8 protein-coding genes are annotated in these 10046 nt (G+C 64.9%); 5 read left to right on the top strand and 3 right to left on the bottom strand.

All coding sequences use genetic code 11. The features are described from left to right. Window positions 1–204 precede the first annotated feature (204 nt). The 3 genes from CSQ99_RS21805 to CSQ99_RS21795 form a co-directional block, all read right to left on the bottom strand. Window positions 205–1329, bottom strand: coding sequence for an acyl-CoA dehydrogenase family protein (locus CSQ99_RS21805; protein WP_099041086.1), 1125 nt, complete (start codon window positions 1327–1329; stop codon window positions 205–207). A 10-nt stretch (window positions 1330–1339) separates the two neighbouring features. Then, window positions 1340–2578: an acyl-CoA dehydrogenase family protein gene (locus CSQ99_RS21800; protein WP_099041085.1), complete on the bottom strand. Its 1239-nt coding sequence runs from the start codon at window positions 2576–2578 to the stop codon at window positions 1340–1342. Between the two features lie 86 nt (window positions 2579–2664). Continuing rightward, entirely contained in the window at window positions 2665–4296 is a 1632-nt protein-coding gene (locus tag CSQ99_RS21795; protein WP_099041084.1) for a sensor domain-containing protein, read from the bottom strand. 171 nt (window positions 4297–4467) lie between these two features. Between CSQ99_RS21795 and CSQ99_RS21790 the strand changes: the two genes are divergently transcribed. The 5 genes from CSQ99_RS21790 to CSQ99_RS21770 all read left to right on the top strand — a co-directional run bounded on the left by CSQ99_RS21790 (window position 4468) and on the right by CSQ99_RS21770 (window position 10029). Next, window positions 4468–5628, top strand: a complete 1161-nt coding sequence (locus tag CSQ99_RS21790; protein WP_099041083.1) for a beta-ketoacyl synthase N-terminal-like domain-containing protein — start codon at window positions 4468–4470, stop codon at window positions 5626–5628. Between the two features lie 259 nt (window positions 5629–5887). Then, complete coding sequence (locus CSQ99_RS21785; protein WP_425437850.1) at window positions 5888–7264, top strand: MFS transporter; 1377 nt, start codon at window positions 5888–5890, stop codon at window positions 7262–7264. A gap of 420 nt (window positions 7265–7684) precedes the next feature. Continuing rightward, window positions 7685–8614 carry a GGDEF domain-containing protein gene (locus tag CSQ99_RS21780; protein WP_245909028.1) on the top strand — a complete coding sequence of 310 codons (930 nt, stop codon included), beginning with the start codon at window positions 7685–7687 and terminating at the stop codon, window positions 8612–8614. A gap of 54 nt (window positions 8615–8668) precedes the next feature. Continuing rightward, window positions 8669–9565 (top strand): formyltetrahydrofolate deformylase, encoded by an 897-nt coding sequence (purU, locus tag CSQ99_RS21775; protein WP_099041080.1) that lies wholly within the window; start codon window positions 8669–8671, stop codon window positions 9563–9565. An 11-nt stretch (window positions 9566–9576) separates the two neighbouring features. Continuing rightward, window positions 9577–10029 carry a MaoC family dehydratase gene (locus tag CSQ99_RS21770; RefSeq protein WP_099041079.1) on the top strand — a complete coding sequence of 151 codons (453 nt, stop codon included), beginning with the start codon at window positions 9577–9579 and terminating at the stop codon, window positions 10027–10029. Window positions 10030–10046 lie beyond the last annotated feature (17 nt).

The following is a 10046-nucleotide window of genomic DNA, read 5'->3' as shown; positions in this document are numbered from 1 at the left end:
TTCAGCGGCAACCGACTCGTCCGCGCATTCACCGCCGACCCCACCCGATACCACCAACGCGCCGAGACAAACACCCGTACCTACCGCACCCGCGAACCCAAACCGGCACCATGAGTGTCAGCGATGTCCCGAGACATAAGTGTCAGCGATGTCCCGAGACACCACACGACCGCGAGGGTTGATGCGCGCGCCGAATTCGCGGGGTCAGGACCGGGTCAGCTCCGCGTACCGGTTGACGTGATAGTCCGTTGATCCGAACTCGAACTGGACTGCGGTCAGTCGCTTGAAATAGTGCCCGATGGCGAGTTCCTCTGTCATCCCCATGCCTCCGTGCAACTGCACCGCCTGCTGGCCGACGAAGCGGGCGGCCCGCCCGATCGTGGCCTTGGCCGCCGACACCGCCCGCGCTCGTACCGCGGGTTCGGCCTCGATGTTGAGGACAGCGAGATACACGGCGGCGACGGCCTGCTCGACCTCCATGTACATGTCGACCATCCGATGCTGCAGCACCTGAAAGCTGCCGATGGGCTGCCCGAACTGGTGACGCTGCTTGGCGTATTCGACGGTATCGGCCAACACCTTTCGCATGCAGCCGACCGCCTCGGAACAGACCGCCACCGCGCCTTCGTCACGTGCCGCCGCGATCGACGGCCACGCCTGGCCTTCCTGTCCCAGCAGCGCGTCGCCCGGCAGCCGCAGCCCGTCGAAGACGATATCGGCGCCACGGCGGTCGTCGACGGTGCGGTAGGCGTGCATGTCGATGCCCGGTGCAGGGGCGGCGAGATCGACGACGAATAGCGAGATTCCGTTATCGGTGCATGCGGTCACCAGAAGATGGGTCGCCAACGGCGCGCTCATCGCGACGATCTTCGACCCTCGTAGGGTCCACCCGTCGCCGTCGCGCTCGGCGGTCGTCGATATGTCCTGCCAATGCTCGCCCGACGATGCCTCCGCCGCGGCCAGCGCGACGACCGCGGTGCCCTCGACGATCTTCTCCAGCAGTGACGTCGCGACCGGGCCGCCGGCCCGGTGCAACAGGCCGCCTGCCACCACGACAGTGTCCACGTAGGGTTCCACCGCCAGCGCATGCCCGAGCGCCTCTGCGATCACCATGACCTCGACGGGACCGCCACCGATCCCACCGACGTTCTCGGGCAAGGCGGCGCCCAAGATGCCGAGTTCATTCGCGAAGCCGCGCCAGATGTCGGGTTGCCAGCCGGGGCCGGTCTTGGCTGCCGCCCGGCTCTTTTCGAGGTCGTATCGGGTCGACAGGAACTTGCCCAGCCCGTCGCGCAGCAGTTCCTGTTCCTTGCTCAAGTTGAAGTCCATCGCTTGCCCTTTACAGTCCGAGAGCCGCTTTGGCCAGAATGTTGCGCTGGATTTCATTGCTGCCGGCATAGATCGAGCCGGCGCGATCGTTGAAGTAGCGCAGCGGCGCGACGGCCTGCCATTCTTCACCGCTGATGTAGTCGTCGGTCGGCGGCTCGTATTCGGTCACCGGTCCGCCAGGGCACGTCGCGTGCGGTTGATAGACCCGCCCGCGCGGACCGGCGGCCTCCATCGCCAGCTCGGTCAGCGCCTGGCTCAACTCGGTGGCGATCACCTTGAGCATCGACGACGCCACACCCGGATTCTTGCCCGCGGCGACGGCGGCGAGTACCCGGTATTCGAGAATCTCCAGAACCTCGGTGCGGATGCGGGCGTCGGCCAGCTTTCGTGCGAACGCGGAGTCATCGAGCAGGCGACCGCCGGCGGGGCCGGGCTGATCGGCGGCGACGGTGGCGATCTCGTCGGCCATCACTTGCAGGGCAGGCGATGACGCGCCGCCGCCGCGCTCGAACTCCAGCAGATACTTGGCGACGGTCCAGCCGTCGTCGATCTTGCCGAGAACATTCGATTTGGGGACCCGCACCTCATCGAAGAACACCTGGTTCTGCACCTCCTCGCCCGACGTCATGACCAGCGGGCGGATCTGGATGCCCGGCGTTGTCATGTCGATCAGGACGAACGTGATGCCCTGCTGCTTCTTCTGAGTCTTCGATGTGCGCACCAGGGCGAACATCCAGTTCGCCTCGCCGGCGTGGGTCGTCCAGATCTTGCTCCCGGTACATATGAGGTCGCCGGTCGATTCGTCCATGACCGCGGCCATCGACAGCGCCGCGAGGTCGGAGCCGGCCTCCGGCTCGGAGTAGCCCTGGCAGAAGAACACCTCGCCGGTGAGGATGCGGGGCAGGAAGAACTTTTTCTGCTCGTCGGTGCCGAACTTGACCAGCGCGTGGGCGACCATGCGGATGCCCATCGGTGACAACGACGGCGCTCCGGCCAGTTGGGACTCGCGGCTGAAGATGTAGTGCTGGGTCAGGCTCCACTCGCAGCCGCCGTGCTCAACCGGCCAGGCCGGCGCGGCCCAGCCTCGTTCGTGAAGGATCCGCTGCCACTCCATACTCGCCTCGTGATCGGCGTAGACGCTGGTCATGAGTCGGCCTGCTCTTCGCAGTTCCGGTGTCAGCTTGTCGTCCAGAAAGTCGCGCACCTCGTTGCGAAACGCCACATCGGCCGCCGACCACGTGAGGTCCATGGTTGATCCCCTGTCTGCAGAACGCTACGGACAGAGTAAACCTAGTTAGTTAGGTGAGGTGCACGAGGTCGACGGCCCGCCTTGTTTCAGGGCGAAAGGAAGTGCGTGGTGGCGCGGTACACCTTGGCTTTGTACATCGCGGCGTCGGCATCACGAAGAACCTCGGCGGCGTCACGGTGATCATCAGGCGCGACCTCGGTCACGCCGATGCTGGCGGTGAGGTTGCATGAGATTCCGGCGACATCGAGCGGCGCGGCCAGAGCGACATGCAGTCGTTCGGTGAGACGCTCCAGTGCTGCGTAGTCGGCATTGCCGAAAAGCAGCGCAACGAATTCGTCGCCGCCGTGGCGGGCGATCAAGTCCTCGGACCGCAGGGTGGCTCGCAGTCGCTCGGCGGCAGTCTTGATCACGGCATCGCCGGCGTGATGTCCGAATGCATCGTTGACGGTCTTGATGTTGTCGAGGTCGATGAACATCACCGCCGCCAGCGTCGGCGGGTCGGCCTGTAGAGCTTGGGTTGCCTGCGCCTCGGCATACGCCCGATTCGGGAGTCCGGTCAGCGAGTCGTGGTGAGCTTGGTGGCTGAGCTGAAGTTGGGCATCGCGCTCGTCGGTGACGTCGGTGAATGACGCGAGCAGCGCCTGCTCCCCGGTTTCGGCCGGGTCGAGGAGGCGGCTGCTGACCGAAAGCCAGCGTCGCACGCCGTCGGACCGGTCGAAGCCCACGATCAGATGTCGAGGGACGACTGCGGTGGTCAGTGAGCTCACAAACACCCGGTGCCAGTCATCGAGCCAGTTGCCATCGACGTCGTAGAGAGGGAACGCGGTGGAAAGATCGTCGTGCGTCTGCAACTTGCCGCTGGACGGTAAGCCCAGGATGCGGCGAGCCGCGGGATTGATCCACTCGGGCTGACCTTCGGCATCAAGCACGACGACCCCCTCGACGAGGGAGTCCACAACGGTCTGGAATCGTCGTTCGGCGCGTCGCAGGGCTGTCTGGTCAGAGCAGATGAGGACGTATCCGTTTTCCATCGGGGCGGCGGACACCCTCATGATGAGCGCTCTTCCGTCGGCGGCTCGATGGATCGCGTGGGCGACGCCGCCGTCAGCGACGACTTCCCCCGGATCGACGGCGGCGCCGACAGCCTCGGTGATCGGGAGGGTCAACGCGTGCGCCGCGGGCCGCCCATATATCGCTTCCGCTGCCGGATTCCAACTGGTGACCGTGCCAGCTAACGTCGTCGCGATGATTGCGTCTGTGGCATGCGTCACAAGTGCGGCCTGATAGCGCAGAGTTGCCTCGGCCGCTTTCTGCATCGTCAAATCGCGGAAGATGACCTGATACGCCGGTTTGCCGTCCCAGCTCGTCAACACCGAGACGACCTCGGTGTCGACCGGGCTGCCGTCTAGGCGCAGCATGACCGCCTCCGCAGCGTCGGAGGCGTCACCTTCCTGTTGTAGGCCGGCAATGCGGGTCAGCATCGGTGCGATGGAGTCGGGATGGACGAAGTCGGTGATCATCCGGCCTACCAGGTCTTCCGCGCTCTGAGCGGCGATTCCCCTGAGGCCGGCGGGATTCACGTAGACCACGCGTCCGTCGGCGTGGACGCACATCGGGTCGGGGCTGTGCTCCAGCAATTGCCGGAATCGCTGTTCGACCGGATCGAGCGGGAGGGCAGGGGCGTTGCTCGTGCTCGCGTCGTCGGCGCCGAGGACCATCAACGGGCCTTCGATGCAGTGTTTGCTGGCGTTTTGCGCAGCTTCATTTCGAGCGTCGTCACTAGTTCCACTGTCCCACGTGTGACATTTTGCCTGGTCAACTACCGCCAGATAAGCGTTAATTAAACGAGAACTTTCTCAGCAACGTCCAAAAATAGGAAGGCGACAATCATGTCAGGACCGATGACCATCACCGGGATCGGCGCAGTTACGGGATACGGCTGGGGCGCGGACCCGCTGTGGAACGGGCTGCTCAGCGGCAAGCCCGCCGCGAAATTGGTCGGCGGATTCGGCTCGAGCGGCGATGAGGACGCGTGGGTGGCGCAGATCGCCGACGAGGGCAACCCGTTCGACGGGCTCAGCAGGTTCTCTCGCGCCATGCGCGGGGCGGCACGCGAAGCCGTGACCGACGCGGGCGAGCGTGGCTGGGTGCCCGGCCGCCGGGTCGGACTGCTCCATGCCGTGGTGATCTCTGAAGTCGAGGGCTGGCGCGACTTCTATCTCAAGGACGCGGCGCACCGAAGGATTCGTGACTACCTGACCTTGATGCCGTCCACGCCGGTATCGATGCTGATGCAGGAATACGGCTTTCACGGGCCTGCGATGAATGTCTCGGCCATGTGCTCGTCGGGCAACGCCGGGCTGATCACCGCGAAGATGTGGCTGGACAGCGGGTTCGTGGACGACGTGGTGTTCGTTTCCACGGATTTGTCACTGACACCGGAGAACGTGGAGCACTTCGTCCGCCTCGGCGTCGGCGTGGTCGATGTCGAACCGCTTGAGGGTTGCCGACCATTTCAAGAGGGCAGCCGAGGGTTCCCGGCGGGTGAAGCGGCCGTCGCGTTCGTACTGTCACAACGCGCCGAGCGGCCCTACGTTCAAATGCTCGGTGGCGATATGACCCACGACGCCCACCACCTGACGTCGGTGGACCCCGCCCGCACACACATCGACGAGTGCGTCCGTAACGCGCTGAGTGCCGCGAATACCTCCACCGACGAGATCGCCTACCTCAACGCGCACGGACCCGGGACGCAGCAGTGCGACACAGCGGAGGCCGAGCTCGTCGACGAGGTATTGCACGGCAAGCCGGGCATCTACTCCATCAAGCAGATGGTCGGACACTGCCAGGGTGCCGCCGCAGCCGTCGAGCTAGCCGCCGCCGCACTCGGCTATGCACACGGAACCGTGCCCGCACCGCCAACTGTCGCCCCCGGGCATCCGCGGTTACTGGACGGGCCCACACCGCTCAAACCCGGCGGGCTGACGTTGAAGACGTCACTTGGGATGGGCGGACACAACTCCGCGGTGGTACTGGCGCCGGCAGCGTAGGCGCACCGTCTATCACCAAAGCGGACCCCGTGATTGCCCGTACGCCGCCGCCCTCGCAGCGCGTACGGGCAATCCGGGTGAAGCGTGCCCAAACGCCGAGAGTTGTCCGGGCCATTAGCCGACAGGGAGAACATTGAGTCATCGGCTTTCCGGGCGTCGCGATGAGCGGCGGCCGGCGAGAAACGGTTTCGGCCAAACGGCTGCGCCACCACCGTCCCGGCGATGGTCGGTCCTGGCCGTCATCGGGGCGGCGCAGCTGATGGTGGTCCTGGACATCACCATCGTGAACATCGCGCTGCCGTCGGCTCAAGACGAACTCGGATTCGACATCGCGAGCCGGCAGTGGGTGATCACGGCCTACTCGTTGGCGTTCGGCAGCCTGCTGCTGCTCGGGGGCCGGTTGTCTGATCGGGTGGGCGTACGTCGCACCCTCGTCATCGGACTGATTGGCTTCGCGGCAGCGTCTGCTCTTGGCGGCGCCGCCGGCGGGTTCGCGATCCTGATTGCGGCCCGGGCCGCCCAGGGCGTCTTCGCCGCCATCCTTGCCCCGGCCGCGCTGTCCACCCTCAACATCACGTTCACCGATCCCGACGGTCGTGCAAGGGCGTTCGCCGTCTTCTCGGCAATCGCGGCCAGCGGTGCGGTGATCGGTCTGCTACTCGGCGGCGCCGTCACGGAGTGGTTGTCGTGGCGATGGTGCCTCTACATCAACATGGCGTTGGCGTTACCCGCCGCGCTCGGTGCACTCCTCGTCGTGAGAGCGGCTCCGACGCAGAGCAAGGTCGGGCTCGACTGGCCAGGTGCCATTACCGGGAGCGGAGGGCTGTTCTGTCTGGTCTACGGACTGTCGAACGCGGAGTCCGATGGCTGGAGCGCGCCTCTGACCGTCGTCATGCTTGCCGCGTCGACGGTTCTGCTCGGCGCTTTTCTCGTCGTCGAAATGCGGGTGCCGGCACCGCTGTTGCCTCTTCAGATCGTCGCGGATCGCAACCGCGGCGGGGCATACCTGACGATTGCCGTCACGTTCTGCGCGATGTTCGCCGCATTCCTCTTCCTCACCTACTTCATGCAGCGTGACCTGCTCTACAGCCCACTGGCCACCGGGGTGGCGTTCCTTCCGATGGCCGCAGGTATCGGGCTGGCCGCCGCGTTGGCGAACACGGTGTTGATGCGCCGCGTCGGCCCGCGGCCGATCATCCCGACGGGCATGGTGGTGGCCGCGGCAGGTATGGCATGGCTCGGTCGACTCGGTGTGGACGCCACCTATACCCGGGACATCCTCGGGCCGATCGTCTTACTGGGTGTGGGTATGGGGTTGGCGTTTTCTCCCGCGGTGGCTACCGCGACGAGCGGGGTCGCCACCCGGGATGCCGGCGTCGCCTCGGCGATGGTCAACACCAGCCAGCAGATCGGCGGAACAGTCGGCACGGCGGCCCTCTCGACAATCTTCACCACGGCGCTGGCCCGCTACATCGACAACCACTCACCGCCTACGCCGGCTGTCGCCGAGGCTGGAGCCATCCACGGGTACACCGTTGCGTTCCACATCGCAGGAGCCCTGTTCCTCACCGGAGCAATTCTGACCGCGGTGATCCTGCGCAGCGGTCGGCTACAGATTGAGGCTACGCATGCCTGAACGCGTTACTAGCAACCATGCGTTCCTGCATTCGCTAGGCGACTGGGGTGGCACTTCCACGGTGGAATCGCAATCAGGCAACGTGCCGACTTTGGGCCGGTTCGTAACGTCGGCGACGAGTCCCCTGGCGGTGTCTTCGTCCCGTCGCACACCGCGTGACATGGCGTTAATATTGGCCGATGCCCAGGTCCCAGGTGTCACCGTGAGAGGTGCCCGATGAGGACAGAGCGACGCAAAGAACGCAATCGCGATCATTACTATTGGTTGACAGCGTTTCTCGCGGCGCGGGGCGCGCAAACGCGGACGTGCCGTGCGGTCGCGGCGTTCATAGCTTTCTGCGGGGTCATTCCCTTCGCATTGGCCTTTGGCTCCGACACTGCGCACGGCCCATGGGACCGATGGGTCGCGGTGGTCGGTGGGGTGGCCGCTTTCGTAATGGCCGCGGTCTGGCTGCGGGGCCGTTGGCCCAGTCGGATCGCGTCGGAACTCTGTGTCGTCGTCGGGTCCGTTTACACCGCGATCGCCACCTTGATTCAAGGCGATCCTGTCGTCGGGCTTTTGGGATCGACAGCGTTCGCAATCGTGGGCGGATTCATCGCGCTGTTCCATTCGATGCGGTTGCTGATGTTCATGTGGGTGGTCGGCGGCGCGACAATCTTGGTTTTAGCGGTGCGGATAGCCCAGACCTATCCTGCGTTGGCGGTGTGCGGCGCACTACTTGTCGCACTGGTGAACGCATTCGTGGTGTTCGCGTGTCGGACGCTGCTGCGATCGATCAACAATGAGTTGATGTTCGAGGACGTCGAACCGCTCACGAGCCTGCTGACCCGGGATGCATTCGCCGAGAAGGTCGCGACGCTGATGAGTTCGCGGGGTCGTGGTGGTGACCGTTACCTGATGGTGGCCGTCGTCAATCTCGACAGCTTCTCGCTCCTGCAGGATATGGCCGGCGTGACTGCCGCCAACCGTGCGCGAGTGGCCGTCGGCCAGGGCTTGCGTGAGACGGTCCGCCGCGTCGCGGTGCTTGCCCACGTCGAGGACGCCGAGTTCTACATCGCCGATGTACTCACCAGCGATGATCCGTCGCCATTCGTGGAACGGGTGCGAGCCACGGTTGCATCGTCGCCCAGCCGATTGACCGCCAGCATCGGCGTGGTGAGCACTCCGCTGAGCCCGCTGGCGGGACAACCCCCGTACGACGTCCTGAACGAGGTCCTCGATATCGCCACCGCGGCGATGCGGGAGGCCCGCCTCTCGGGCGGAAACAAGGTGCATCAGGTCCTGTCGCCTCCGCTCACAGTGCTGGATCGGCCCGCCGGCGGATACTGGGCAGACGAAGAGTCAGCCTGAGATTCCCTGTCCACTCCGCGCTTTCGGACCGGCCGGTATGACACTCTGATGTAGATGGCCAGGGAATATCCGACCGCAGGTCGGGGGGATCTGCCGGCCAAGGACATCGGCAGGCTGTTGTTGCGCTGCGACGACCGGCCGGGCCTCGTTGCGGCGGTCAGCGCGTTCCTGGCGGGCGCCGGGGCGAACATCGTGTCGCTGGATCAGCACGCGACCGAGCAGTCCGGTGGCACCTTCATGCAGCGCACCATCTTTCACCTACCGGGTCTGACGGCTGTGCGCGACGGGCTCGAGCAGCAGTTCGCCGAGCACGTGGCGGCGAAGTTCGACATGGACTTCCGGCTCACCGAAGCGTCCAAGCCGAAACGCGTCGCGATCATGGCCTCCACGGAGGACCACTGCCTACTCGACCTGCTCTGGCGCAACCGGCGCGGTGAGATCGAGATGTCCGTGGCGATGGTGATCTCGAACCACCCGGATCTTGCCGACCAGGTGCGGCCCTTCTCCGTGCCGTTCATTCACGTACCGGCGACCAAGGACATTCGCGAGGACGCCGAGCACCGTCAGCTCGAGTTGTTACGCGGCAACGTCGATCTGGTGGTGCTGGCCCGATACATGCAGATCCTCACTCCGCGGTTCCTCGGTGAGGTCGGCTGCCCGATCATCAACATCCACCACTCGTTTCTGCCGGCTTTCATCGGGGCGGCACCGTATCGGCGCGCCAAGGAGCGCGGCGTCAAACTCGTCGGTGCGACGGCGCACTACGTCACCGAAGATCTCGATGAGGGACCGATCATCGAGCAGGATGTGGTGCGGGTCGACCATCGGCAGGATGTCGGAGACCTGGTGCGGCTCGGTTCGGATGTGGAACGCCTCGTTTTGTCGCGTGCGGTGTTGTGGCACTGTGAGGACCGGATCATCCGGTACGGCAATCAGACAGTGATCTTCTAGAAGGAGCGACAGTGAAAACGTTTAGCGGGCTCGACGAGTTGGTCGCGGCGCAGGGCAGCCAACTCGGTCCGACGGAATGGCTCGAGGTCACCCAGGACCGCGTCAATGTTTTCGCCGACGCCACCGACGATCACCAGTGGATTCACGTCAATCCCGAACGTGCGGCCGGCGGCCCTTTCGGCGGCACGATCGCTCATGGATTGCTGACGCTGTCACTACTGCCGCATTTCATGCACCAGCTGTACACGGTCGAGAACATCGCGATGGCAATCAACTACGGCTACAACAAGGTCCGCTTCATCACGCCGGTCAAAGTGGGCGCCAAGATCCGTGCACGTGCCGAGATCACGAAGGTCGATCAGCTCGATGGCGGCGCGCAGGCGACGATGACGACGACCGTTGAGATCGACGGCTCGGAAAAGCCCGCCGCCGTGGCGGAGTCGATCGTCCGCTTCCTCGGCTAGTCACCTTTCTGCGCTCG

The sequence above is a fragment of the Mycobacterium neglectum genome (assembly GCF_002591975.1).
GTDB classification, from domain to species: Bacteria; Actinomycetota; Actinomycetes; order Mycobacteriales; family Mycobacteriaceae; genus Mycobacterium; species Mycobacterium neglectum.
This window is presented reverse-complemented; position numbering and strand designations above follow the sequence as displayed.